The organism is Streptomyces sp. NPDC058685, from assembly GCF_042714725.1.
Lineage (GTDB): Bacteria > Actinomycetota > Actinomycetes > Streptomycetales > Streptomycetaceae > Streptomyces.
In genome coordinates this window covers 153868-178236 of the sequence record NZ_JBHXSL010000012.1, presented here as the reverse complement: position 1 = coordinate 178236, position 24369 = coordinate 153868, and the positions used below count along the sequence as shown (strand labels likewise).

The following is a 24369-nucleotide window of genomic DNA, read 5'->3' as shown; positions in this document are numbered from 1 at the left end:
TGTCAGACCGCCTCTTCCTGGCGGGCCGCAGCGAGGCGTACCGCGTCGAGGATCTTCTCGTAGCCGGTGCAGCGGCAGAGGTTGCCGGAGAGCGCCTCGCGGATGTCCGCGTCGGACGGCTCGGCGTTGCGCTCCAGCAGTTCGTCGGCCGCGACCAGCAGTCCGGGGGTGCAGAAACCGCACTGGACGGCGCCGGCGTCGATGAACGCCTGCTGGATGGGCGAGAGCTCGGAGCCCTCGCCGGTCTGCGAGTCGGTGCCCTGTGCGTTCCACTGACGGGCGTCCTGGAGGGTCGTCCCGCAGGCGCCGGTCGCGCAGCCGCCGGCGGAGCGCTGCTGGGCGAAGTCGGCCAGGCCCTCGACCGTCACGACCTCGCGTCCCTCGACCTGGCCGGCGGCGACGAGACAGGAGCACACCGGCACACCGTCGAGGCGGACCGTGCAGGAGCCGCACTCGCCCTGCTCACAGGCGTTCTTGGAGCCGGGCAGACCCATGCGCTCGCGCAGGACGTAGAGAAGGCTCTCGCCCTCCCACACATCGTCGGCCTCCTGCTTGCGGCCGTTGACCGTGAAGTTCACGCGCATTATGCGACTCCCTCAGTGCTGCGGCCGTTGCCGCGGTACGACTCCCAGGTCCAGCCGAGCGTGCGGCGGGCCATGATCCCGACGGCGTGACGGCGGTAGTTCGCGGTGCCGCGAACGTCGTCGATCGGGTTGCAGGCGCCGGAGGCGAGCTGGGCGAACTGCTTGGCGACGGACGGGGTGATGATCTTCTTGCTGTCCCAGAAGCCGCCCTCTTCGAGCGCGGCGTTGAGGAACTCCTCGGCCGCCGTCGCCCGGACCGGGGTGGGAGCGGCCGAACCGATGCCGGTGCGGACCGTGCGGGTCTCGGGGTGCAGCGCCAGACCGAACGCGCAGACCGCGATCACCATCGCGTTGCGGGTGCCGACCTTGGAGTACTGCTGCGGCCCGTCGGCCTTCTTGATGTGCACGGCGCGGATCAGCTCGTCCGCGGCCATCGCGTTGCGCTTCACGCCCGTGTAGAAGGCGTCGATGGGGATCAGGCGGCTGCCGCGCACCGACTCCACCTCGACCTCGGCGCCCGCGGCGAGCAGCGCCGGGTGGGCGTCGCCGGCCGGGGATGCGGTGCCGAGGTTGCCGCCGACGCCGCCGCGGTTGCGGATCTGCGGGGAGGCCACGGTGTGCGAGGCGAGGGCCAGTCCCGGCAGCTCGGAGCGCAGCTGCTCCATGATCTGCGTGTACGGGACGGAGGCGCCCAGGCGGACGTTCTCCTCGCCCACCTCCCACTCGCACAGCTCACCGATGCGGTTCAGGTCCAGGAGGTACTCGGGCCGGCGGTGGTCGAAGTTGATCTCGACCATCACATCGGTGCCACCCGCGATGGGTACAGCGGTGGGGTGCTCTGCCTTGGCGGCGAGCGCCTCCTCCCAGCTGGCGGGGCGAAGGAAGTCCATGAGTGGCTCTCTTCTGAATCGAAGTCGTTCGTCTCAGCGGGCCCGGGACGGTCGGCCCTCGACTGGTTATTCACGTGCTGTTAACGCGGTGTGGCCTTAGTACACAAGGGCGTGCTCCGGTCGGTGCAGTCACCGAAACCATGAAGGAGTTGGCTGGTCGCCCGTCCCGTCTTGTAGATTCGAACGAAAGGTGGGGCTCGGTAACCCCGCTGTTTTCCCCTGGAAACCGTGGCCACGGGCCACCGGCAACAACGAGACAGATCGGCGGCGACGAGATGCGGCTGCGCGCACTCCTGGAGAACGACGCGCTGGGGCTGCGGCTGCTCGGCGGCGAGGACGAACTCGACCGCGGGGTACGTGGCGTGATGACGACGGACCTCAAGGACCCGAGCCGCTATCTCTCGGGCGGCGAGCTGGTGCTGACCGGGCTGGCGTGGCGGCATTCCGCGGAGGACTCGGAGCCGTTCGTACGGATCCTCGCGGGCGCGGGGGTCGCGGGGCTGGCGGCGGGCGAGGCCGAGATGGGCGACATCCCGGACGATCTGGCGGCGGCGTGTTCGCGCCATCGCCTCCCCCTGTTTGCAGTCAACGAATCCGTTGCATTCGCAACTATCACGGAGTATGTCGTCCGCCAGGTCTCCGGCGAACGGGCCGGCGACCTCGCCGCCGTCGTCGACAGGCACAGAAGGCTGATGACCTCCGGCCCGGCCGGTGGCGGACCCGAGGTCGTGCTCGATCTGCTCGGCTCCGACCTGGACCTTCATGCCTGGGTCCTCTCCCCCACCGGCCGCCAGATCGCCGGCGCGGGCGACGAACTCCCCGCCTCGGTGAGCGCCACCCTTGCGGGTGAACATCTGGCCGCGACCCGTACGGGACGCCGAGGGCCGCACCGGGCCACGCTCGACGGCACGACGTACTCGCTCTTCCCGATCCGGAACACCGGCCGCGGAGCAGCGCCGGCGTCCCGGGACGTGCGGGAGAGCGTCCTGTCCGACTGGCTGCTGGCCGTGGAGGCCGACGCGGGCGATTGGCCCGCCGCCCGGCTGGACCTGTTGCAGGGCGTGACCCAGCTGATCGCCGTCGAGCGGGACCGCCGCGAGGCGGCCCGTACGGTACGGCGACGGCTCGCCCAGGAGGTCCTCGAACTGGTCCAGACGGGCGCCGCGCCCGCCGAGATCGCGGCGCGTCTGCGGGTGGCCGCGCCCGTGCTGCTGCCCGGCCTCGGCACCGCGCCGCACTGGCAGGTCGTGGTGGCCCGGGTGGAGTGGGACCAGGAGTCCACGGGCCAGCCGGGTTCGGCGGCCACGGCGATCGAGGCCGGCCCGGTCGCCCAGTCCCTGCTGGAGGAGATCCTGGTCGACCCCGCGGCGCCGGGACCCGACTCCTCGGACCGGATCGCGGTGGCCCACACGGGTGACGAGGCGATCGCCCTGGTACCGCTGCCCGCGGTGCCGGCGGACCCCGACACGGAGGACGCCAAGGCCACCGACGAGGGCCTGCACGCGGACGCGCTGCTGTCCGCCGTACGCGACCCGCTGTCGGCCGGGCTCGCGGACGACGGGCGCCTGACGCTGGGTGTGAGCGCGGCGGTGAGCTCGGCGGAGGGCCTGCGCGGCGCCCTGGAGGAGGCCCGGCACGCCCGCAGGGTGGCGGCGGCGCGCCCCGGCCGGGTGTGCGCGGCCGGTCACCACGAGCTGGCGTCGCACGTTCTGCTGCTGCCGTTCGTCCCGGACGACGTACGGCGCGCGTTCACGGCCCGGCTGCTGGACCCGCTGCGGGACTACGACCGTCGCCACCGCGCGGAGCTGATCCCGACGCTGGAGGCGTTCCTCGACTGCGACGGTTCCTGGACCCGCTGCGCAACCCGCCTCCATCTGCACGTGAACACACTGCGATACCGGGTGGGCCGCATCGAACAACTGACGGGCCGGGATCTGTCGCGCCTGGAGGACAAGCTGGACTTCTTCCTGGCCCTGCGGATGAGCTGACGGGCGGCGCTCCGGGGGTGGGTGAAAGGGGCGTCGGGCGCGGGGAGTCGCCGCCGCCCGTGCGGCGCGGGCGTTCACGCCCGACGGCGCGGCCGGGCTCCCGCCCGGAGGGCCAGGCCGTTCCCCGCGCCCGATCCAGGACCCGGCCCGCCGACCCGGGCGCGCAGCCGGGCTCCCGGCGCCGTGACCCGCTCCCGGTCCTCCCGGTCGCCCCGGAGCGGCTTCAGGGTTGATCGCGCCGGACGACTGGACGGCCCGGCTGCCGCAGCGGGCACGGCCGGGACCGGCTGCGGCAGTCGGGCACGGCCGTCGCCTCGCTGGGGCAGTCGGGCACGGCGTCACCTCGCTGCGGCAGTCGGGAACGGTCGGGACCCGCTGCGGCAGCCGGGCACAGTCGGGACCCGCTGCGGCAGTCGGGCACGGCCGGACAGGCCCGCCGACACGGCCGGCCACTACCCGCTCGGCGCGTGGCCGCACTTCCCGCTCGCGTACTGCCCGGCGCAGCCGACCGACAACGAACTCGCCCCGCCTCGCCGCCGGATCGCGCCCGCTCGATCCCCGCCGCATGCCGGCGTCCGTAGCCGACGGCCCCTCAGAACGGGGCGCGGCCGTCACCCCCGCGTCGCGTCGGCGGCTTCACTCGTGGCGGTCATGGAAAGATCCAGCCGGTTGACGCCTCGGCGGCCGCCCCCCGCAGCCACGACGCCCGCCCCGCTCCGGGCGATCACTCCCCCACGACCGCGCATATCACGATCCCACCGCCCGCTGAGCGATTGTGAATTCATTCACCTAGCCTCTTGGCCCGGCGTGCACATCCATGCTGAGATGCGACTTACTCAACAGCTCAATGGCGTGCTCGGGGAGGGCATAGTGGCGCATACCGCCATGTCTGGTTACGGAACCACTGCGGGTGACGATCCTCTCCAGACCGCGGTATGGCGGCTGCGTTCGCGCGGCTGTTGGACCGACGCGGCTGCTCTCCTCGCCCCACGGGCCGCGGACCCCGCGGCCGCGCTCGAACGTGCCGGACTGCTCGTCGAGCGCTGCCTGTTCACCGCTGACGGCTGGGCCGAGGCCGAGGACGCGCTGCGGACCGCGGAGGCCGTCGCCCGGGACGACGAGGAGCGCGGTGGGGCCGCCTCCGAACGCGGCAGGCTGGCCTACGCGGCCACCCGGCTCGGGGTGCGCGACCGTGCGGACGAGGCCCGTTCCGCGCTCGGCCGCGCGGCTGCCCTGCTCGCGCCCACCTCGCCGGGACGACCGCTGCTCGACTTCCGCCGGGGGCTCGTCGCCGAGCACATCGCCGACTCACCCCAGGCCGCACGCGCCGCGTACCGCCGCGCGCACGACGGCGCCACCGCGCAGGGCGACACCCTGCTGCTCTCGTTCACCTGGCACCACCAGGCCGGACTTGCCCTGCGGGAGGGCGAGTTGGCCGAGGCACGGCACGGCTTCGCGGAGTCGCTGCGGATCCGCGAGGAACTCGGGTATCTGATCGGTACGGCCCCGACGCTGGCCGCGCTCGCCGACTGCGAGCCGGAACCCGAGGCCTCCCGGCTCCGGGCGGAGGCGGGACGGCTGTTCCGGCTGCTGGGCGGTGTGCCGGTGTGGCTGGAGAGTCAACTGGCCGCCGACATCCCCCCGCAGGCGTCCCCGGCCCAGCCGGAGCCCGCCGCATGAGCGGGCAGTCCGCCCGGTGAGAACGCGCCGCAGGGAAGGGGACGTCCCGGAGCCGCGGTCCCGGTGGGACGAGATCACGACCGGCCTGTGGATGGGTGGCCATGTCTGGGCCGACGGGGACCGCGACCACCAGGACGTGGTCGTGGAAAGCGAGTTCGACCTCGTGATCAGCCTCTACACGCGCGAGGGCCACGGCCCGGCCCCCGGTGTGGAGCACCGGGTCGTGCCGATCCCGGACGACTGGCTCACCGCGGAGGAGATCGACCGTGTACGCCGGGTCGCGGAGGTGGCGGCCGACGCGGTCCGCGGCCGGCGCCGTGTGCTGGTGCGCTGCTACTCGGGTTACAACCGTTCGGGGCTGGTGGCCGCGCAGACGCTGATCGAGCTGGGCCACGACGCACCCGGGGCGATCGACCGGGTCAGACTGCGGCGCTCACCGTGGGCGCTGCACAACCGGGCCTTCGAGGAGTACCTGCTGACGGGTCTCGACGTGGCGTCGCTGCTGACCGGGCTGGAACCACCGGCCCCCTGACGCGCGAACCACCGAGCCGCGGACCGTCACGAGAACCAGGACAGCGCACGACCGGGGTTCATGACCACCAGGGCGACCCCGACCGCGACCACCACCCAGACCAGTCCCCAGGCTCTGCTGCGCGGCTTGTGCACCTGATCCCGCGAGGCCCAGGCCCGCCAGGCATCGGGCTCCGCCCTGCGGCGCCTGCCGAGACCCTGCCGCGCCGCCTCCTCGTCGACCCGGCGCAGCCGCTCGGCCACGATCCGGGCCCTCGCCGAAGGCTCCTTGGGCGCTCTCAGCCGCGCGGGGCCCTCGCTCTCCCGCTGGAACCGCTCCCATGCGTCGTCGGGTATCGACGAAGCAGTCGAGTCTCCCAACTCGCTCGACTCATTCGATTCCGACGGCTCCGACGACTCCGCGGTCATGGATGAACCCCCCGTTGCTGAGGACGTGACCGCGCACGAGCGGTACCGCTCATCACTTTAGTCCCCACCGCCCCGGCAGCACCGGGGGTCGCGACGGCATCCCGGTCACATCCGACCTGACGTCTCGTCAGCCGTCCGCACCCGTGAAGTGCTCCCGCACCAGTGACCGCACCACGTTCAGGTCCTGGGCGATCAGGGCCTCCAGAAGGGCCATGTGTTCCGCCGCGTCCGCGACCAGATCGGCCCGGCGGCTGACCAGGGAGGTCGACAGCGGCCACTGGGAGCGGCGGTGGAGATCCTCGGCGACCTGGACCAGTTGGTGATTGCCCGACAGGGACAGGACGGCACGGTGGAAGGCACGGTCGGTGTCCGCGTAGGCCGCACGGTCGCCGACGGCCGCAGCCGCCGCGGTGGCGTCCGCGAGCGGGCGCAGCTCGGACCAGCGCGCGGCGGGCACCGTACGGGCCAGCCGCAGCATGACGGGAATCTCGATCAGGGCGCGGACCTCGGCCAGTTCGGCGAGTTCGCGCGGGGTGCGGACGATGACGCGGAACCCGCGGTTGGGCACGACCTCGACGGCGCCCTCGACCGCCAGCTGCTGCATCGCCTCCCGGACCGGGGTGGCCGAGACGCCGAACCGTTCGCCGAGCGACGGTGCGGAGTACACGGTGCCGGGCACCAGTTCGCCGTCGACGAGCGCGGTGCGCAGGGCGTCGAGGATCTGTCCGCGGACGGAGTGACGCCGGACGGTGTGCGGAGCCGGCGGCTCGCTGTGGGTGTGCTCGCCGCGCGCCTGCTCCGGGACCCGGGGCGAGGCGTACGACGCGGGCCGGTCCTCCGGGCCCTGTTGGCCGGGGATGCGCACCGAGGCGTGGGGCTGCGAGGTCGCGGCGTCGCGCGCTCGGGCCTGCTCCACTCGGGTCCTCCTCCGCCTGGGGCCGGGACCGGCCTGCGATGACGGGGCCCCTGGTGCACGATAGGCGGACCGGCCTCCAGTTCAAACATCGATCACATCGGGTAAGGTAAGGCTAACCTGCTAACGATCGTGATTCGGTGGTCCCCGGCATGGCCGTTCCCGCACTTCTGCCCGCCCTGATCTCGCCCGTCGAGGACGCGTACACGCGCCTCTCCGAGGTCTTCTCCGGATTGCGCGTGCGCGTGCTGAAGGACGGCGAGCAGTCGCCCGTCGGCGGCGGCTGGGTCGGCGCGAGTGATCTCGCACACGGTGGGCCCGCCCTCGACGCCTTTCTGGCCTGGGACAACGCGCAGGTTTTGCGCGACTACGGACAGCAGGCACGGCCCGACGTGATCGCCAGCTTCGGCCTCCACCGCTACGCCTGGCCCGCCTGCCTGCTGATCACCGTCCCCTGGTTCCTGCACCGCCGGGTTCCCCGGGTGCCGCCCGAGCACGTGGCCTTCCAGCGGGTGCTGGGGCACATGACGGTCCGGGTGAGCGAGTTCGCCTGTCTGCCGGGCGATCCTGCGGCCGCACTGCCCGGCGCCCGGGTCGTGGCGGACGAGGAGGCCCTGCGCGACGAGGTGCGCGCCGCCGTCGCCGAGCACCTCGGGCCGGTCCTGGACGGCTTCGGGCCGCGGATGCGGCGCGGGAAGCGGGCCCTGTGGGGCATGGTGACCGACGAGGTCGTCGAGAGCCTCTGGTACATCGCGGGCCTGTTCGGCGAGGAACAGCGCGCCATGACGGAACTGGACCTGCTGCTGCCGGGCACCACCAAGCCGTACGTCGGCACCCCCGGCTTCCGGGTGCTCACCGGACCCGCGGGTGAGGAACTGCCGACCCGGGACCGGGCGAGCTGCTGCCTGTTCTACACGCTGCGCCCGGAGGACACGTGCGGGACCTGTCCGCGCACCTGCGACGCCGACCGGATCACCCGACTGCTGGCCGACGCCTGACCCCGGCCCGGCCACGCCACCCGTGCGGGTGGACTAAATCGAACCCAACTCACGCTTCCCATACGGCCGTTCGAGCAATTCGCACCTATCTGTGCGCCGTGTGGCCCCGTTGGCGTTCTCTTGCCCCGAAACCCTCTGCCGTCGCGAGGACTTCGGCCACTATGGCGGCCGAAACGCCCTACCGCGATGCAGATGCAAGGGACACCGCACATGAGACTGACCGACATATCGCTGAACTGGCTGCTTCCCGCCGGAGTGATGCTGGTGGGAGTCCTGGTCGCGGTGGCGGTCGTCGCGCGCGGCAAGCGGGCCGCCGGGCAGGCTGCGGCCGAGGACTCCTGGGAACGCAGCGAGGAACGCCGGCGGCGCAAGGAAGCCGTGTACGGCACCGCCTCCTACGTATTGCTGTTCTGCTGCGCCGCGGTGGCCGCCGCCCTGTCCTTCCACGGACTGGTCGGCTTCGGCCAGCAGAATCTGAACCTGTCCGGGGGCTGGGAGTACCTCGTCCCCTTCGGCCTCGACGGCGCGGCCATGTTCTGCTCCGTCCTCGCCGTGCGCGAGGCCAGTCACGGTGACGCGGCCCTGGGGTCGCGGCTGCTGGTGTGGACCTTCGCGGGCGCGGCGGCCTGGTTCAACTGGGTCCACGCACCACGGGGTCTGGGCCATGCAGGCGCACCGCAGTTCTTCGCCGGCATGTCCCTCTCGGCCGCGGTCCTGTTCGACCGCGCGCTGAAGCAGACCCGCCGGGCGGCGCTGCGCGAACAGGGCCTGGTGCCCCGTCCGCTGCCGCAGATCCGGATCGTCCGCTGGCTGCGCGCGCCCCGGGAGACCTTCGGCGCCTGGTCGCTGATGCTGCTGGAAGGCGTACGCACGCTGGACGAGGCGGTGGAGGAGGTACGCGAGGACCGGCGCGAGAAGGAGCAGAACCGTCTCCGCCGGCGGGACCGGGAAAAGCTGGAGCGGGCGCGCATCAGGGCGTTCAACCGGCAGCACCGGGCCTGGGGCCGCAGTCGCACCGGCCGCGAGCCGGAGCTGGCCGCCCTCGGAGCGGCGGGCGGACCCGCGCTCGGTGCCGGCTCGGCCTCCGCACCGGCCGTCACCGGCGGATCGGGGTCCGTCGCGGAGCCTGCCATAACGGAGCCGGGACAGCTGCCGCTGCGTTCCCGGCCCTCCCTCCAGGCCGTCCGCTCGGACGGCGCTGAGCCCCGCACCGTCGACCTCACCGCCGAGGACGACACCCAGGCGCTGCCGCGTCTGGACTCGCTGGAGCGCAAACTCAAGGATCTGGAGCAGCAGTTCGGCTGAGTGGCGCACGTACGGAAGGCCGGCCCGAACGCTCAGGCCGGCCTTTCGTGCAGCTCGAACCAGACCACTTTGCCCATGCTGTGCGTCCGGACGCCCCAAGCGTCCGCGAGGCTCTGCACCAGCATCAAGCCCCGTCCGTGCGTACCGAGATGGACTTCGGGGAGGCTCGGCATGGGCAGCCCCGCCATGAAGTCACGCACCTCCACGCGGAGGGTGGTGGACGCCACGGTCGCGGTCACCACGGCGCCCTGGTCCGTGTGGATCAGCGCATTGGTCACCAGTTCGCTCGTCAGCAGTTCCGCGACATGCGCTCGGTCGGACCCGTGCCAGTGGTGCAGCAACTCTCTCAGTACCTGCCGGACTTCGGGTACGGCTCTGAGGTCGGCGCAGCCTAATCGCCGTCGCAGCCGGCCCGTCGCCTCCTCCGCCCCGGGTTCGCCGCCGCGCCCACCGGCTCCAGCTCCTCCCTGACGCCCACTCATCATCCCCACCCGCACGTCGGAACAGCCCCTTACTCCGGAACGACCTCGAAAGCGTTCACGGAAAGCATTGCCCCGACCACGGCGCGCCACTCATCGGGCGGGGTCAAGCACTCCCAGGAGACGGACTTTGGGCACAGAAGTGGGAGCCGGGGTACGCCCATTGCCGCAGTCGGCGCGCGGCCGGAACGACGGCGGCCCCTTACGGCGGCGGTCACTGCGACGATCACCCGCGGGCCGAACTGCCGTGCCACGGTGAGCCGTCGTGGGTTCATGCCTCGTGGTGAGGGGAGTCCAGCGCGGCCAGTTCGTCGTCGGACAGCTTCAGCGATCCGGCGGCCACGTTCTGGGTGAGGTGGTCGGGGTTGCCGGTGCCGGGGATGGCCAGCACATGGGGGCCGCGGTGCAGCGTCCACGCCAGCCGGATCTGCGCCGTGCTCACTCCGTGGGCACGGGCGATGGCCTTCACCCGGGTGTCGTCGCTCGTGGTCGCGCCGGCCTCGCGGCCCGTACCGGCGATCGAGTAGAACGGCACGAAGGCGATGCCCTGTTCACCACAGCCGCGCAGGAGTGCTTCCTGTTCCGGCGACGCGCCGATGCCGTACATGTTCTGGATGCAGACCACGGGTGCGATGGCCTGGGCCTCGGCGAGGTGATGGGGTCGGATGTTGGACAGGCCCAGGTGTCGGATGAGCCCCGCGTCGCGCAGTTCGGCCAGAGCGCCGAAACGTTCGGCGATCGAATCGGTCCCCACGATGCGCAGGTTCACCACGTCCAGGTGATCGCGGCCGAGCTGGCGCAGATTCTCCTCGACCTGTCCGCGAAGCTGCTGCGGGGTGGCATGGGGCAGCCATGTGCCCGACGGGCCCCGGCCCGGCCCGACCTTGGTGACGATGACGAGATCGTCGCTGTAGGGGGCCAGCGCGCGGTTGATCAGTTCGTTGGCGGAGCGCAGCGCCGAGAAGTAGAAGGCGGCGGTGTCGATGTGGTTCACCCCGAGCTCGACCGCGCGGCGCAGCACCCGGATCGCCCGGCCGCGGTCGCTCGGGCGGGCGTCGGCCGCGAACGCCTCGCCCTCCTGTGTCAGGCGCATCGCGCCGAACCCGATCCGGTGGACCGTCCGGTCCCCGAGTGTCCAACTGCCCGATGCCGCCGCGGTGATCTTCTCTGCTGTCATGCCGGAAGGATGGCCGCGCGATAGTCTCGTGCACCATCGATTAAGTCATGCCCGAATCCTGGGAGTGGTCCCCCTGCAGGAGCTGGCCTTCTCTGCGGACGATCTGGCGCAGCTGCGGTTCGCTGTCTCGCCGATGTGGGAGATCACGCCCAGCTTCCGGCTGCTGGAGTACGCCGCCTCGCATCCCGTGCACCGTCCCTGGGTGGAGCAGGTCCGGCCGCGTACGGCCGCCGCCGGATCTGCCCGGGGCTGGCTCGCCGAGCTGATCCCGCCGTCGGGGTACGTTCCCGACTTCCTCAATCCCGCTCCCGTGGGCCCGGCCCCGGCCCTGGCGGCAGAACTGGCCGCGATCCGCGCCGCACCCGTCGACCGGGTACGCGGCGACCTCGACCACCTGGCCCGGCACCAAGGGCGTCTCGGGCCCCGGGCGCGGGCGCTGTACGCCGACCCGCGGGCCCTTCTGCCCAAGGTCACCGCGGCGATCGAGACCTACTGGGAGCTGGCGCTCGCCCCGTACTGGGCGCGGATCCGTACCGTGCTCGACGCCGACGTCTTCCACCGGGCCCGCCAGGTCGCCGAGCGCGGCACCAGCCATCTGCTCAACGACCTGCACGCCACGGTGAGCTGGGACGACAACGCCCTGCGGCTGGCCCGCCGCAAGCAGCCGCTGACCCGCGAGACGGCGGGCGCGGGACTGGTGCTGATCCCCTCGGCCTTCACCGGCCCGGGCCTGCGCACCCGTGTGACCTTGCCCGACCCGCCCCAACTCGCCTATCCGGCGCGGGGAGTCGGCCTGCTGTGGGAGTCCCGGCCCGTCACCGGCATCGAGGCGCTGGCCGCGGTGCTCGGCCGCTCGCGCACGCGGCTGCTGACCGAACTGGAGACCCCGGCCTCCACGACCGATCTGGCACGCCGGACCGGACTCTCGGCGGCCGGGGTGTCGCAGTACCTGACGGCCCTGCGCGACGCGGGCCTGGTGAGTGCCCACCGGGCGGGCCGCTCCGTCCTCTACGCCCGCACCGCCGCCGCCGAGGCCCTCCTCGCCGCGGTCAGGGTTCAGAGCTGATCCGTGCCGAGGCCCTACGGCCTCGGCACATTGCGCAGGTTCGAGCGGGCCATCTGGAGCATCCGGCCCACCCCGCCGTCCAGCACGATCTTGCTGGCCGACAGCGCGAACCCCGTCACCATCTCCGCGCTGATCTTCGGAGGGATCGAGAGGGCGTTGGGGTCGGTGACGACGTCGACCAGTGCCGGACCCTTGTGGCGGAACGCGTCCTTCAGGGCGCCTGCCAGTTGCTTGGGCTTCTCGACCCGGACGCCGTACGCACCCGCCGCGCGGGCCACGGCCGCGAAGTCGGGGTTCACGTTGGTGGTGCCGTGCGAGGGAAGACCGGCGACCAGCATCTCCAACTCCACCATGCCGAGGGCGGAGTTGTTGAACAGGACGATCTTCACCGGCAGGTCGTACTGGACGAGGGTGAGGAAGTCGCCCATCAGCATGGAGAATCCGCCGTCGCCGGACACCGAGACGACCTGACGGTCGCGGTCGGTGAACTGCGCTCCGATCGCCTGGGGCAGCGCGTTGGCCATCGAGCCGTGGCTGAACGAGCCGATGATCCGGCGCCGGCCGTTGGGGGAGAGATAGCGCGCGGCCCACACATTGCACATGCCGGTGTCGATGGTGAACACGGCGTCGTCGTCGGCGAGTTCGTCGAGCACCGAGGCGACGTACTCCGGGTGGATGGGCACGTGCTTCTCGACCTTGCGGGTGTACGCCTTGACCACGCCCTCCAGCGCGTCGGCGTGCTTCTTGAGCATCTTGTCGAGGAACCTGCGGTCCGACTTGGCCCGCACCAGCGGCGTCAGACAGCGCAGCGTCTCGCGTACGTCGCCCCAGACAGCGAGGTCCAGTTTGGAGCGGCGGCCCAGGTGTTCGGGGCGGACGTCGACCTGGACGATCTTGACGTCGTCGGGGAGGAAGGCGTTGTACGGGAAGTCGGTGCCCAGCAGGATCAACAGGTCGCACTCGTGGGTCGCCTCGTAGGCGGCGCCGTAGCCGAGCAGTCCGCTCATGCCGACGTCGAACGGGTTGTCGTACTGGATCCACTCCTTGCCGCGCAGGGCGTGCCCGACCGGGGACTTGACGCGCTCCGCGAACTCCATGACCTCGGCGTGTGCGCCCGCCGTACCGCTGCCGCAGAACAGCGTGACCCGGTCCGCCTCGTCGATCATCCGGACCAGCTTGTCGATCTCGGCGTCCCCGGGGCGTACCGAGGGCAAGGTCGTGACCAGTGCGTGTTCGATCGTCTTGTCCGGGGCGGGCTGGGACGCGATGTCGCCGGGGAGTGCCACGACACTGACACCGCCGAGTCCGATCGCGTTCTGGATCGCGGTCTGCATCAGCCGGGGCATCTGCCGCGCGTTGGAGATCAGCTCGCTGTAGTGGCTGCACTCGCGGAACAGCTGGTCCGGGTGGGTCTCCTGGAAGTAGCCGAGTCCGATCTCCCCGGAGGGGATGTGCGAGGCGATGGCGAGCACCGGAGCCATCGAGCGATGGGCGTCGTACAGCCCGTTGATCAGATGCAGGCTGCCCGGACCGCTGGAGCCGGCGCAGGCCGCGAGCCTGCCGGTGATCTGTGCCTCGGCGCCCGCCGCGAAGGCGGCGGTCTCCTCGTGCCGGACATGGATCCACTCGATGCCGTCGTGCCGCCGGACGGCGTCGACGACAGGGTTGAGGCTGTCGCCGACGACTCCGTACAGCCGCTGCACACCGGCGCGGACGAGGATGTCGACGCACTGCTCCGCGACGTTCTGCTTGGCCATGGGATGCGTACCCTTCTCGGCTTGACGGCCCGGAGGTCCATCAACCCATGGCGCGGCCGGTTACGCCTCCCAGACGGCGACCGCCGTCCGGTCGTCGGCGTAGCCCTTCACCCGCAGCTGAGTGTCGGCGAGGAAGGTCGCGAGGCCCGGCGGTTCGGCGGACGCCCAGCGTCCGGCCAGTTCGTCGGCGAGGGCGGGCTCGCCGCGCAGGGGCTCGGCGAGTCCCGGGCTGCACAGCAGGAGCGCGTCACCCGGGCGGGCCACGGAGGCACGGAAGCGGAACGGCTCGGGAGGCGGTGGCGGCGGTGCCTCGATGTAGGGGGCCGGGGGCGTCGGAATGCCGAGGTCCATGGTCAGCCGGTCCCCGGCGGGAGTCTCCGAGGGGATGCCGGCCAGCGGATTCCCCTGGCCCCCGTCCCCCGCCGGTACGGAACCGAACCCGACCACGGGGGCGCCGGTGACGGCCGCCGGTTCCGGGACGGACGGCTCGATGTCCTGCCACACGCCGTCGCGCAACCGGAAGAGGCCGCCGGGGCCCACGCCGAAGAAGACGCGGGTACGGCAGTCGGGGTCGGCGGAGAGCAGAAGGCAGCGCAGACCGGCGCTGTAGTCCTCGGGCTCCACGCCCCGCTCCGCGGCGCCGGCCCGGAGCTTGCCGAGGCTGCGGTCGGTGAGCCGGTGCAGACCGGACTTGAGGTCGCCGCGCCGGCCCGCCCGGATGTCCTCGGACAGCCGGGCATGACTGCGGCCGACGGCTCCGCCGATCCAGCGACAGGCGTCGGCGGCGGCGAGATGGGCACCCTCGGCCGCGCGGGCCCCGCTCGCGACGGCGACGAGGAGCAGGGCGGCCGGTCCGCTGCCGAACCGCGCGGTCAGCAGGGCATCGCGCCGCGGCTCGCCCCGGAAGCGGGCGGAGTCCCCGCGCACGGACGCCGCGCGCAGGGTGTACGTGCCGTACCGGGCGCCGTCGAGCACGGTGTCGGCGACCAGGTCGTCGAGCCCGTCGGGGCCGACAGCGGGGAGGGCGGTGGGCTCGGGGTCGTAGGTGGGCGGTCCGTCACCGACGTGGTCGACGCGGGGGCGGGGCGATGCGACGGGCCGGGCGACGGGAGGCTGCGCGGGCGGCTCGGGAACCTCGGCCGCGACGGGCGGCGGGGCGTGCTGGGGCTGAGGCGGCTCGGCCTCCGTCTGAGGCGCGGGCGCGTACCGGGGCTCGGGCGGCTCGCTCTCCCTCTGAGGCGCGGGCGCGTACCGGGGCTCGGGCGGCGAGGTCTGCGGCTGTGCCGGTACGACCGGCGGCTCCCACGGAGCGCGGCGGCGCGGCGGTGACGGAGGTGCAGGCGGCGTACCGGGAGCGCCCGGCCCGCTGTCGCCCGCCGGACGGGGCGGGCCGAAGGACGCGCCCCCGGGACCGTACGGATCGAACCCGGCCCCCGCTGACCGGTCGTCGGTGGACCCCGGCGGCCTGTCGGGGCGGTTTGGCAGTCCGGACTCGGGTGGCGCGGCCGGCCGATCCGGTCCGGGCTCGTCCGGCACCGGCCGGGCAGGCGCCCGGGGTTCCTCGGCGTGGCGGGGTCCGGGAGGCCGCGGCGCCTGCCGGTCCGGGGCGGTGAACGGCCAGTCCGGGCTGTCCGGGCCGGCCGGGGGCACGTCGCCGGGCGGGCCGCCCGGCGACCGGGCCGGGGCGGCCAAGCCCTCCGGGAGGCCCGGGACTTCCAGCGTGTCCGCCGGATCCGTCTCCCACCACGCCTTCGGCCGGTCCGGCTGATCGGCGGCAGGCTCGGGCGCGGAGACCGCGTCCGCTGCCGAGTCGAAACGGTCGTCCAAGGTGTCGCCCGGTTTCGTCGCCGGGCCGGTGTCCGGGGCGGACTCGTCGTACAGCCGGTTCCACCAGTCGTTCTCGGTGGTGGGCCTCTCCCCCTGCTGACTCATGCCCTTATTGTCCACCGCCGGGGCGGTACGAAAACGGGGCATCCGCAAAAAGAACGCGACGAGAAGTGGTCCGCCGGGCGCCTCAACCCCCCACGGGAAGAACGCCCGGCGGACCCGTTCGTGGTCAGCGCACGGCGTATGCGTCGACCACGAGCTGGGTGACGGAGTTGCCGCGCGCGTCCGTCAGTTCGGTCCTGAGGGTGACGGGCCGGCCCGCCGCGCCCGCGTGGTTGACGGTCGCGGTCCAGGCTCCGTCCTTGCGGCCGGTCGTGGCCGGGATCCATGTCTCGCCCCGGTCGTACGAGTACGACAGTTTGGCGGCGGTCAGGGCGCCGGGTGTGTAGCCCGCGTGCCCGGTGACGCTCAGGGCGATCTTCTGGCCGTCCTTCGCCGGCAGGGTCTTGAGCCCGTCCTCGGGCAGGCCGTAGTGCGGAAAGAGGAGCCCGAGGCCCTGGGAGTAGACGTTCTCGTCCAGCCGGGAGCGGAACCTCCAGGCCGTCTGCACCTCGGTCGAACGCTTCCAGACCGCGGCGGGCTGCCCGAACTTGGTGGTGTTGAGGGACAGTTCGTAGGCCGCCTCCTCCGCCGGGACCTCGAAGACCCCGAACGGGTAGGGACTCTCGCCGATCTGCTCACCGTCGCGGCTCAGCCGCATGCTGCCGATGTCGCCGAACGAGCCCGCGATACCGGCGTGTTCGGCGTCTCCCCAGAACGCGGGGGCCACGCCGAGCAGATTGCCCTGACGTTCGCCGGCCAGTGCCGGACGGCCGGTGGTGTCGCGCGGGGCGGCCGGTGCGACGACGCCGCCGTACCAGCTCTCCTTGCGTACCGAGCCCGCCCGGTAGGTGCGCGGCTCATCGATCAGGAACTCACCCCACGGGAAGCTGGACGAGACGTAGTGGTCCCACGAGGTGTCCCCGGCCGTGTAGTACTCGGTGCGAGTGCCGGGGACGGCGACCAGGTCGAATCCGGAGGCGGAGGCCGTCGCGCCGCCGGGGCGCCCGGCGAGAACGGAGTCGGAGTAGTCGGCCTGCACACCCATGGCGTGATACGTCGACTCGTTGCGCCCGAGCTTGCTGTCGCGGACCCGGTAGGTGCGGGCCGAGGTGACCGGGCCGGTCTCGGGGAAGGCCAGGTTGTAGACGTACGGGCTGGCGGCGGTGGCCTTCCAGCGGAGCGTGACCGTGCCGTCCGCGAGCCGCGTCAGCAAGTCCTTCGCCTCGGCGGCCTCCAGGCCGAGCACCGGGTGCGGCGCGGTCCCGAAGCCGGTAGACGGGAGCCAGCGACCGGCGGACGGGCGGTGCACGATGACGGCCTTGGCGCCCGCGGCCTTCGCGTCGCGGGCGACGGTGATGATGTCGGCGCCGGTGTCGGGGACCTCGACCAGGGCGAACGCGCCGTCGACGCCGGCGAGCTCGTCGGGTGTGCCCGTGCCGGCGTCGACGACGGGGGCCTGTCCGGTGCCGTCGAGGTTGACGGAGCCGAGGCTCGCGACCACCGGGTGCAGTGCGGGGCCGCCGGTCACGGACAGCTTCTCGATCTGCGGGGCGTAGGCGCGCCAGTAGCTGGCGAACTCGAACTCGCCGTCCTCGGCGCGGCCCTGGACGTCGGCGTAGTAGCCGGCGGCGAGCCGGTTGCCCGAGATGCTGCCGGAGTGCAGCCACGTGTCGTCCCAGCTGCGGGCGAAGCCCAGGGTGACGGTGCGGCTCTCGCTGGTGCGGTCGGTCCGCACGCTCAGCCGGTGGGCCCTGCGGGCGTCGAGGACGACCGTGGTGTCCTTCGTCAGATCGAGCTGGGGGCGGCCCAGGTAGCCGACCGTCAGGTCGGGCGAGTCGACGAACGAGGACAGGAAGTACGCGCCGGGCCGCAGCCGGTAGACCTGGTCGGCCGCGCCGTCGTTGAACCGCCGCTCGCCGCTCGCATCGTCAGTGCCGATGACGTCCAGGGAGGAGGCTCCCCCGGCGGGCCTGCCGGAGCGGTCGAGGAGCTTGACGCGCAGGGTGACGGTCTCGGGCTGGACGTACAGCGCGAAGGGGGTGGAGACACTGACGCCGGACGCGGTGGCGACGACGCGGCCGGTGATGTCGCCGTACTGGGCGCGGTCGAGGCGGGAGGACGGGTCGAGGGTCAGCGGCACCTTCACCGTCGCTCCTGCCGGGACGGTGACGGACCGTGCGCCGAGGCGGGCGATGGATGAGCGGATGCGGGAGCCGTCGTTGCCGGTGACGGACCGGACGTCCAGGTTCAGCCGGACCGGTTTGTCGCCGGAGTTGGTGTACGGGACCTGGACGGTGGTGCGGTCGCTGCTGTCCTGGGGCCAGTTGAAGGTGCCGCCCTGGACGGCCGGCGCACCGGTCACGGTCGTGGAGATCGCGGCCTCGGCGTCGAGCCGCCCACCGCCGGTCTCGCGCACGTCGCCGGGAATGGCCGCCGTGGCGGAGGAGACGAGCGCGGCCTTGATCTGCTGAGCCGTCCAGTCCGGGTGGCGCTGCTTGACGAGGGCCGCGGCGCCTGCGACATGGGGCGTCGCCATCGACGTACCGGACATCGCCTGGTAGGCGTACACCCCGCGGCCGCCTGCGGCGGCAGCCGAGATGGCGACGCCGGGCGCGGAGATCTCCGGCTTGAGGGTGTGCGTGACGGGCGCGGGGCCACGGCTGGAGAACGAGGCCGTGGAGTCGTCGCGGTCGACGGCGCCGACGGTGAGCACGCCGGGGGTGCAGCCGGGCGAGGAGACGGTGTTGAGGCCGGGACCGGCGTTGCCGGCGGCGACGACGAACAGCGTGTCCTCGCTGCGGGAGAGTTCTTCGGCGGCGATGCTCATCGGGTCGGTGCAGTCGGTCGGTTCGGGGCTGCCGAGACTCATGGAGACGACGTCGGCCTTGTTGTCGACAGCCCACTGCATTCCGGCGATGATCCACGAAGTGGCGCCGGAGCCACCGTCGTTGAGCACCTTGCCGTTCAGCAGCGCGGCGCCGGGTGCGACGCCCTTCTTCTTGCCGCCGCTCGCCGCGCCGGAGCCGCCTGCCGTGGAGAGGGTGTGGGTGCCGTGCCCCTGGCGGTCGGTCTCGGAGTCGGAGTCGGTGAAGTTCTTCGCGGCCGCGATACGGCCCGCGAGATCGGGGTGTTCGGCGTCCGCGCCGGTGTCGAGCACGGCGATCCGGGTGCCCTTGCCGTCGTAGCCCGCGGCCCAGGCGAGGTCGGCGCCGATCTGCCGGGTGGAGCGGTCGAGGGTGGCCTCGACCTTGCGGTCCAGCCAGAGCTTGCGAAGCCCCGACGCGGCGCGCGAGCGGGTCGCGGTGACGTCGGACCAGAAGTGCGCCGCCTGCTTCTTGTCGGCCTTGAGGGCGACGCCGTCGACGGCGTTCAGGACGAGGCCGCGGCGCGCGCCGCGCGGGACGGCGGGCACCGAGCGCGAGACGTCCGTGCCGTAGACGGCGATCAGCGGCAGGGTGGCGGAGTGGGCGTCGTCGTAACCCTGCCGGACCAGGCCGGTGACGTTGAAGAGTTCCTCGTCGACCGTTCCGGCCGCGAGGGCCGCTGCGGCGCCCTCGGGATAGACGTACAGATCCTGACCGGACCGGCGGGTCTGGACGAGCGGAGCCGTTCCGTCGCCGCCGGGCAGGACGGTGGCGGACGGTGCTCCGGATCGGTCGCGGCTCACCGCCACGCGGTCGCCGGTCACGAGGGTCACGGTGACCGGCCGTTCCGCCTGCCCGGCGGCGGATCCGCTGCCGGTCAGCGGTCTCTTGCCCGTCGTACCGTCGTCGGGCCGCCCGGCGGCCGTCGACGGCGCGACCGCCGTGACGGCCAGAACGGCGGCGGTGGCCGCCCCGAGGGCCGTACGCGTCATCAGGCGCATCGCTCTCCCCATCTGAATTCGGCACAAGTGCACACCAAAGGCACGGATGCCGAAGGCTGTTGGTGCTGCGGTGGCGCCACATTGGCAGAGCGGCGGGTGGTGCAGGGATGATGTGCGCGGCGGGAACACGCCGTGGCCGGTTTCCGCCAAGGCGGCGAGGAAGTGCACGTCCGGGGAGGGTTCTGGTGCTGGGAGCGATTGGTCTCGACGAGAAACAGGAGTCCGCGTACCGCGCGTTGGTGGCGCTCGGGGCGGCGGAGGTCACCGATCTCGCCCATCGGCTCGCGCTGCCCGAGACCGTGACGGAGCGGGCGCTGCGGCGGCTCGAACAGCACGGGCTGGCGGCCCAGTCGTCGGCACGCACCGGCCGCTGGGTGGCGGCGCCTCCGGGGGTGGCGCTGGGCGCCCTGCTGACGCAGCAGCGGCACGAGCTGGAGCAGGCGGAACTGGCCGCCGCGCTGCTGGCCGAGGAGTACCGCGCCGAGGCCGCCGAGCCGGCCGTGCACGACCTGGTGGAGGTGGTGACCGGCGCGAGTGCGGTCGCGCACCGCTTCGTCCAGCTCCAGCTGGGGGCGACGGAGGAGGTCTGCGCCCTGGTCACCGGAAGTCCGGTCCTGATCACCGGAGCGGACAACGACGCCGAGGAGAAGGCGGCCCGGCGGGGGGTGACCTATCGCGCGGTGATCGAGCGCGAGGTCCTGTCCGCGCCGGGCGGGGTCATCGAGCTGACCGCCGCCCTGGGCCGCGATGAGCAGGTACGCGTGGTGGACCGGGTGCCGACCAAGCTCGTCGTCGCGGACCGCACCCTGGCGATGGTTCCGCTGACGGGCCGCGGCGCTGACCCGGCCGCGCTCGTGGTCCACGGCAGCGGCCTGCTGGACTCGCTCATGGGCCTGTTCGAGGCCGTGTGGCGTGAGGCGCTGCCGCTGCGGCTCGGGATGAGCGCGGCGGGCGGCTCCTTCGAGGAGGTGTCGTCGGGCCCCGACGCGACGGATCTGGAGATCCTGTCGCTGCTGCTCGCGGGCATGACGGACGCACGGGTGGCCAAACAGCTGGACCTGGGGCTGCGGACGGTCCAGCGGCGGGTGAAGGGCCTCATGGAGCTCACCGGGGTGACGACCCGTCTGCAGCTCGGCTGGCATGCGTACGCGAAGGGCTGGGTGGCTCGCGACCTGCGGGACTGACCCTGATCCTGCACGCTGGGCAAATGAGCGTGTGGCAGCTCCTGCTGGTCGGCCTGGTCATGGTGCTGGGTCTGGTCGGGGTGCTCGTCCCCGGTGTGCCGGGGCGCTGGCTGGTGTGGGCGGGGATGCTCTGGTGGTCGCTTCATGTGCAGACGGGCCTGGCCTGGACGCTGCTGGTGGCGTCGACGGTGGTGCTGATCGTCGACCAGGTCGTGGTGTGGCAGCTGCCGCCGCGCAGAATCCGCGAGGTGGGAGTGATGCCGAAGCTGGCCGTCTGGGCGGGCACGGGAGCCCTGCTGGGCTTCCTTCTGCTGCCGGTGGTGGGCGCGGTCCCGGGTTTCATCGGCGGGATCTATGTGAGTGAGCGCCGGCGGCTCGGCGGGCACGGTCCCGCGGCCGCCTCCACCCGCGCGGTGATGCGGGCCGTGGGGACGAGTGTGCTGGTGGAGCTGTTCGCCTCGCTGCTCGTCGTGGGCGCCTGGCTCGGCGCGGTCGTCTGGGGCTGACCGCCCGGCCTCGCCGCTCGTGAACGGGATTCAGATGGACAGAGACACATCGGATCTCTCTCGGTGTATTGACGGCATCCCGCCACTTCTCTACGTTCCCTCCCTGGATAGCTCGGATGAATGGACGTGCCTGACAGACGAGCCGCCGGGAGGCGACATGGCAACCGCACCAGACCCATCCCCTGTCGGGGCCGAGCGCGCGTCGGGAGGCGTCGTGCCCCCGTCCAGACGGTCCGTGCTGGTCGCCGGGGCCACGGTCGGCGGTGCGCTGACAGTCGGGGGTCCGGCCGTCGGAGGTCCGGCCGCCGCTCCTGCCGTCGCACTTCCCGCCCCGGCCCCGACCGCGGACGCGACGACCACCGTCACCGCGTCCGGCGACAGCTGGCGCACGGTTCTGGACGACGCCGACCTCGTCTGGCAGAAGATGCCGACGACCTGGTACGAGGGCCCCTACCTCGGCAACGGACACCTCGGGTCCGGCATCTACGCCGAACCCGGCCGAGGAGCCGTCCGCTTCAACGTCCAGCACTCCGAAGTTCAGGACCACCGGCCGGAGTTCGGCTCGCTCTTCGGTCTCGCCCGGCTGCCCATCGGCCACTTCACCCTGGAGCCGGTCGGCACGATCACCGGCCTCGACTGGCGGCTGCGGCTGCACGACGCGGAGCTCACGGGCACGCTCACCACCACCGCGGGCACCGTGCGGCTGCGCGCCTTCATCCACACCACGGCCTCCGTCATGGCCGTGGAGATCACCCCGAGCGAGGGTGAGAAGAACATCCGCTGGGTCTTCCACCCCGCCGAGGCCATCAGTCCGCGGGCCGCGTTCAAGCCGCTGCCCGACGGATACCGCGGCAACCCGCCGGCCGTCGTGGAGACGCACGGTGAACTCACCGCGGCCGTCCAGCCGTTGCTGGCCGGCGGACAGCATGTGACCGCCTGGCGCGAACACGCCGACCGGCGGGGCACCGGGCGCACCCTCTACGTCCGCGTGGAGCACTCCTTCCCGGGAACGACCGCCCGCGACCGTGCGCTGCGCGCGGTCCGTACCGCCTCGGCCGTCCCGTACGACGTACTCGCACGTCCCCACCGCGCCTGGTGGGACCGCTTCTACCGCAAGAGCTTCCTGTCCCTGCCCGACGCCCGCTTGCAGCGCTTCTACTGGATCCAGCTGTACAAGGCCGCCTCCGCGGCCCGGCGCGACGCACCCGCCATGGCGACCTGCGGACCCTGGCTCGAACCGACTCCCTGGCCCAACACCTGGTGGAACCTCAACGTCCAGCTGGAGTACTGGCTGATCCACGGCTCCAACCATCTCGAACTCGACGCCGTCACCCGGGCGCTGAGCGAGTTCAGGTCCCAGCTCACCGCCGAGGTCGCCGCGCCCTACCGCGCCGACTCGGCCGGCATCCCCCGCACCACCGACACCCGTCTCGTCAACGGCGGCGCGACACCGACCGGCAACGGGTACGGCGTCGGCATCCCCGGCGAGAACCCGCCCACCCCCGAGGTCGGCAACCTCGTCTGGGCCCTGCACAACGTCTGGCTCTCCTACCGCCACACCATGGACAGATCGATCCTGCGCGACACCCTGTTCCCGCTGCTGCGCAAGGCGGTCAACTACTACCTGCACTTCCTCTCCCCCGGCCCGGACGGCAAGCTGCATCTGCCCGCGACCTTCTCCCCCGAGTACGGCGTGGACGCCCCGGACTGCAACTACGACCTCATGCTGCTGCGCTGGGGTTGTCGCACCCTGCTGGACTCGGCCGCGGAACTGGGCGTCCCCGACCCACTGGCCCCCCGCTGGCAGGACGTGCTCGCACGACTCGCGTCGTACCCGGTGGACGCGAACGGCTACATGATCGGCGCGGGTGTCCCCTTCGCGAAGTCGCACCGGCACTACTCGCATCTGCTGGCGGTCTATCCGCTCTACGAGGTCACCGGCCGCTCGCCCGAAGAACGCGCCCTGATCGAGAAGTCCCTCGACCACTGGGTGAGCTTCGAAGGCGCCCTCCAGGGCTACACCTTCACCGGGGCGGCCTCCATGTCCGCGCTGCTGGGCAAGGGCGAGGACGCGCTCGGGTATCTCGGCGAGCTGATGAGCCGTTTCATCCAGGCGAACACGATGTACAAGGAGTCCGGCCCGGTCATCGAGACCCCGCTGTCGGCGTCCCAGTCGGTGCACGACATGGTCTGCCAGTCGTGGGGCGGGGTGATCCGGGTCTTCCCGGCGCTGCCGGCCGCCTGGCGGGAGCTGGTCGTCCACGACTTCCGTACGCAAGGGGCGTTCCTGCTCAGCGCGGTCCGCGAGAACGGCAGGACGCGCTGGGTCCGGCTGCGGAGCGAGGCGGGCGCGCCCTGCGTCGTACGCCACGGCATCGAGGGACCCGTCGAGGTGCGCGACGGGCACGGACGTCGGCTGCGCTGGGAGCCGGCGGACGACGGCGCGATCCGCGTCCGTCTGCGCAAGGGCGAGTCCGCCCTGATCACGGCCCGGGGTGACCGCCCTGACCTGCGGATCAGGCCGGTGCGGCCGAACGCCCCGGCGCCGCGGTGGGGGTTGCCCGCGTGAGGCGTGGGCCGCAAGCCGTAGGCCGATGATCCGATGCGGTGGGCACGCCCGGCGTGTGAGGCTGGGCGGCATGACCGAATTCAGTGATGCCGAGCGTGCCTACCTGGCGTCCCAGCGGCTGGGGCGGCTCGCGACTGTCGATCCGAAGGGCCAGCCGCAGGCCAACCCGGTCGGCTTCTTCCCTCAGGAGGACGGCACGATCCTGGTCGGCGGATACGCGCTCGCGACCACCAAGAAGTGGCGCAACCTCCAGGCGAACCCGAAGGTCGCGCTCGTCGTCGACGACATCGTGAGCCTGAGGCCGTGGAAGGTGCGCGGTGTGGACATCAGGGGCGAGGCCGAACTGCTCACCGGGCCGCACGAGCTGGGCCCGCACTTCAGCGAGGAGCTGATCCGGATCCATCCGAGGAAGATCCACAGCTGGGGCCTGGACTGACCGGGTGCGGGGGGGGGGGGGCGGGCGCGCGACCCCCCGCGGGGGGGGGCGGGGGGGGGGGTGGTGGGGCCTGGGTGGGCCCGGCGCCGGGCCGGCGGGCGGCT

The 24369-nt window shown here is 72.5% G+C and carries 19 protein-coding genes; 10 read left to right on the top strand and 9 right to left on the bottom strand.

Going from position 1 to position 24369, the window contains the following annotated elements; genetic code table 11:
- Nucleotides 1–2: 2 nt before the first annotated feature.
- Together ACFWU3_RS14525 and ACFWU3_RS14520 are read right to left on the bottom strand one after the other, a co-directional pair.
- A complete protein-coding gene (locus ACFWU3_RS14525; protein ID WP_384436137.1) occupies nucleotides 3–584 on the bottom strand; it encodes a (2Fe-2S)-binding protein in 582 nt (193 codons plus the stop codon).
- Nucleotides 584–1474, bottom strand: coding sequence for an FAD binding domain-containing protein (locus tag ACFWU3_RS14520; RefSeq protein WP_313943408.1), 891 nt, complete (start codon nucleotides 1472–1474; stop codon nucleotides 584–586). Before ACFWU3_RS14520 ends, ACFWU3_RS14525 begins: the two co-directional genes overlap by 1 nt.
- Before the next feature lie 275 nt (nucleotides 1475–1749).
- Here ACFWU3_RS14520 and ACFWU3_RS14515 point away from each other — a divergent pair, with 275 nt between their 5' ends.
- From ACFWU3_RS14515 to ACFWU3_RS14505, 3 genes are all read left to right on the top strand, one after another.
- A complete protein-coding gene (locus tag ACFWU3_RS14515; RefSeq protein ID WP_384436134.1) occupies nucleotides 1750–3462 on the top strand; it encodes a PucR family transcriptional regulator in 1713 nt (570 codons plus the stop codon).
- An 885-nt stretch (nucleotides 3463–4347) separates the two neighbouring features.
- Nucleotides 4348–5142 (top strand): hypothetical protein, encoded by a 795-nt coding sequence (locus tag ACFWU3_RS14510; RefSeq protein WP_384436131.1) that lies wholly within the window; start codon nucleotides 4348–4350, stop codon nucleotides 5140–5142.
- Between the two features lie 16 nt (nucleotides 5143–5158).
- Nucleotides 5159–5674: a protein phosphatase gene (locus ACFWU3_RS14505; protein WP_384436128.1), complete on the top strand. Its 516-nt coding sequence runs from the start codon at nucleotides 5159–5161 to the stop codon at nucleotides 5672–5674.
- A gap of 26 nt (nucleotides 5675–5700) precedes the next feature.
- Here ACFWU3_RS14505 and ACFWU3_RS14500 read toward each other — a convergent pair whose 3' ends face one another.
- Nucleotides 5701–6033: a hypothetical protein gene (locus ACFWU3_RS14500; protein WP_384436125.1), complete on the bottom strand. Its 333-nt coding sequence runs from the start codon at nucleotides 6031–6033 to the stop codon at nucleotides 5701–5703.
- A 175-nt stretch (nucleotides 6034–6208) separates the two neighbouring features.
- The gene (locus tag ACFWU3_RS14495; protein WP_384436122.1) at nucleotides 6209–6997 is read right to left on the bottom strand and encodes a GntR family transcriptional regulator; all 789 of its coding nucleotides are present in this window, start codon (nucleotides 6995–6997) and stop codon (nucleotides 6209–6211) included.
- A 149-nt stretch (nucleotides 6998–7146) separates the two neighbouring features.
- Between ACFWU3_RS14495 and ACFWU3_RS14490 the strand changes: the two genes are divergently transcribed.
- Together ACFWU3_RS14490 and ACFWU3_RS14485 are read left to right on the top strand one after the other, a co-directional pair.
- Entirely contained in the window at nucleotides 7147–7992 is an 846-nt protein-coding gene (locus ACFWU3_RS14490) for a (2Fe-2S)-binding protein (protein ID WP_384436119.1), read from the top strand.
- Nucleotides 7993–8202: 210 nt separating this feature from the next.
- Nucleotides 8203–9297 carry a DUF2637 domain-containing protein gene (locus tag ACFWU3_RS14485; RefSeq protein WP_313943414.1) on the top strand — a complete coding sequence of 365 codons (1095 nt, stop codon included), beginning with the start codon at nucleotides 8203–8205 and terminating at the stop codon, nucleotides 9295–9297.
- Between the two features lie 32 nt (nucleotides 9298–9329).
- On the opposite strand, the gene ACFWU3_RS14480 is transcribed toward ACFWU3_RS14485, so the two are convergent.
- Together ACFWU3_RS14480 and ACFWU3_RS14475 are read right to left on the bottom strand one after the other, a co-directional pair.
- Nucleotides 9330–9779 (bottom strand): ATP-binding protein, encoded by a 450-nt coding sequence (locus ACFWU3_RS14480; protein WP_384436177.1) that lies wholly within the window; start codon nucleotides 9777–9779, stop codon nucleotides 9330–9332.
- Nucleotides 9780–10047: 268 nt separating this feature from the next.
- Nucleotides 10048–10953 carry an aldo/keto reductase gene (locus ACFWU3_RS14475; protein ID WP_384436116.1) on the bottom strand — a complete coding sequence of 302 codons (906 nt, stop codon included), beginning with the start codon at nucleotides 10951–10953 and terminating at the stop codon, nucleotides 10048–10050.
- A gap of 133 nt (nucleotides 10954–11086) precedes the next feature.
- Here ACFWU3_RS14475 and ACFWU3_RS14470 point away from each other — a divergent pair, with 133 nt between their 5' ends.
- Nucleotides 11087–12019 (top strand): DUF5937 family protein, encoded by a 933-nt coding sequence (locus tag ACFWU3_RS14470; protein ID WP_384436174.1) that lies wholly within the window; start codon nucleotides 11087–11089, stop codon nucleotides 12017–12019.
- Between the two features lie 14 nt (nucleotides 12020–12033).
- Here the strand turns inward: ACFWU3_RS14470 and ACFWU3_RS14465 are convergent, their stop codons facing one another.
- The 3 genes from ACFWU3_RS14465 to ACFWU3_RS14455 form a co-directional block, all read right to left on the bottom strand.
- A complete protein-coding gene (locus ACFWU3_RS14465; protein WP_384436113.1) occupies nucleotides 12034–13776 on the bottom strand; it encodes a pyruvate dehydrogenase in 1743 nt (580 codons plus the stop codon).
- Nucleotides 13777–13836: 60 nt separating this feature from the next.
- Complete coding sequence (locus tag ACFWU3_RS14460) at nucleotides 13837–15708, bottom strand: protein phosphatase 2C domain-containing protein (protein ID WP_384436111.1); 1872 nt, start codon at nucleotides 15706–15708, stop codon at nucleotides 13837–13839.
- Between the two features lie 124 nt (nucleotides 15709–15832).
- A complete protein-coding gene (locus ACFWU3_RS14455) occupies nucleotides 15833–19570 on the bottom strand; it encodes a S8 family serine peptidase (RefSeq protein ID WP_384436108.1) in 3738 nt (1245 codons plus the stop codon).
- A 185-nt stretch (nucleotides 19571–19755) separates the two neighbouring features.
- Here ACFWU3_RS14455 and ACFWU3_RS14450 point away from each other — a divergent pair, with 185 nt between their 5' ends.
- From ACFWU3_RS14450 to ACFWU3_RS14435, 4 genes are all read left to right on the top strand, one after another.
- Nucleotides 19756–20754 (top strand): helix-turn-helix domain-containing protein, encoded by a 999-nt coding sequence (locus ACFWU3_RS14450; protein ID WP_384436105.1) that lies wholly within the window; start codon nucleotides 19756–19758, stop codon nucleotides 20752–20754.
- Nucleotides 20755–20777: 23 nt separating this feature from the next.
- A complete protein-coding gene (locus tag ACFWU3_RS14445; RefSeq protein ID WP_384436102.1) occupies nucleotides 20778–21260 on the top strand; it encodes a DUF456 domain-containing protein in 483 nt (160 codons plus the stop codon).
- 157 nt (nucleotides 21261–21417) lie between these two features.
- On the top strand, nucleotides 21418–23829 hold the full coding sequence (locus ACFWU3_RS14440; protein ID WP_384436099.1) for a glycoside hydrolase family 95-like protein: 2412 nt from the start codon (nucleotides 21418–21420) through the stop codon (nucleotides 23827–23829).
- A 70-nt stretch (nucleotides 23830–23899) separates the two neighbouring features.
- The gene (locus tag ACFWU3_RS14435) at nucleotides 23900–24265 is read left to right on the top strand and encodes a PPOX class F420-dependent oxidoreductase (protein ID WP_327679064.1); all 366 of its coding nucleotides are present in this window, start codon (nucleotides 23900–23902) and stop codon (nucleotides 24263–24265) included.
- Nucleotides 24266–24369: the final 104 nt, after the last annotated feature.

Bases quoted from the DNA above. Each gene is read 5' to 3' on its own strand.
- ACFWU3_RS14525 (WP_384436137.1), bottom strand. From the start codon at position 584: ATGCGCGTGAACTTCACGGTCAACGGCCGCAAGCAGGAGGCCGACGAT.
- ACFWU3_RS14520 (WP_313943408.1), bottom strand. From the start codon at position 1,474: ATGGACTTCCTTCGCCCCGCCAGCTGGGAGGAGGCGCTCGCCGCCAAG.
- ACFWU3_RS14515 (WP_384436134.1), top strand. From the start codon at position 1,750: ATGCGGCTGCGCGCACTCCTGGAGAACGACGCGCTGGGGCTGCGGCTG.
- ACFWU3_RS14510 (WP_384436131.1), top strand. From the start codon at position 4,348: ATGTCTGGTTACGGAACCACTGCGGGTGACGATCCTCTCCAGACCGCG.
- ACFWU3_RS14490 (WP_384436119.1), top strand. From the start codon at position 7,147: ATGGCCGTTCCCGCACTTCTGCCCGCCCTGATCTCGCCCGTCGAGGAC.
- ACFWU3_RS14485 (WP_313943414.1), top strand. From the start codon at position 8,203: ATGAGACTGACCGACATATCGCTGAACTGGCTGCTTCCCGCCGGAGTG.
- ACFWU3_RS14480 (WP_384436177.1), bottom strand. From the start codon at position 9,779: ATGAGTGGGCGTCAGGGAGGAGCTGGAGCCGGTGGGCGCGGCGGCGAA.
- ACFWU3_RS14475 (WP_384436116.1), bottom strand. From the start codon at position 10,953: ATGACAGCAGAGAAGATCACCGCGGCGGCATCGGGCAGTTGGACACTC.
- ACFWU3_RS14470 (WP_384436174.1), top strand. From the start codon at position 11,087: ATGTGGGAGATCACGCCCAGCTTCCGGCTGCTGGAGTACGCCGCCTCG.
- ACFWU3_RS14465 (WP_384436113.1), bottom strand. From the start codon at position 13,776: ATGGCCAAGCAGAACGTCGCGGAGCAGTGCGTCGACATCCTCGTCCGC.
- ACFWU3_RS14460 (WP_384436111.1), bottom strand. From the start codon at position 15,708: ATGAGTCAGCAGGGGGAGAGGCCCACCACCGAGAACGACTGGTGGAAC.
- ACFWU3_RS14455 (WP_384436108.1), bottom strand. From the start codon at position 19,570: ATGCGCCTGATGACGCGTACGGCCCTCGGGGCGGCCACCGCCGCCGTT.
- ACFWU3_RS14445 (WP_384436102.1), top strand. From the start codon at position 20,778: ATGAGCGTGTGGCAGCTCCTGCTGGTCGGCCTGGTCATGGTGCTGGGT.
- ACFWU3_RS14440 (WP_384436099.1), top strand. From the start codon at position 21,418: ATGGCAACCGCACCAGACCCATCCCCTGTCGGGGCCGAGCGCGCGTCG.
- ACFWU3_RS14435 (WP_327679064.1), top strand. From the start codon at position 23,900: ATGACCGAATTCAGTGATGCCGAGCGTGCCTACCTGGCGTCCCAGCGG.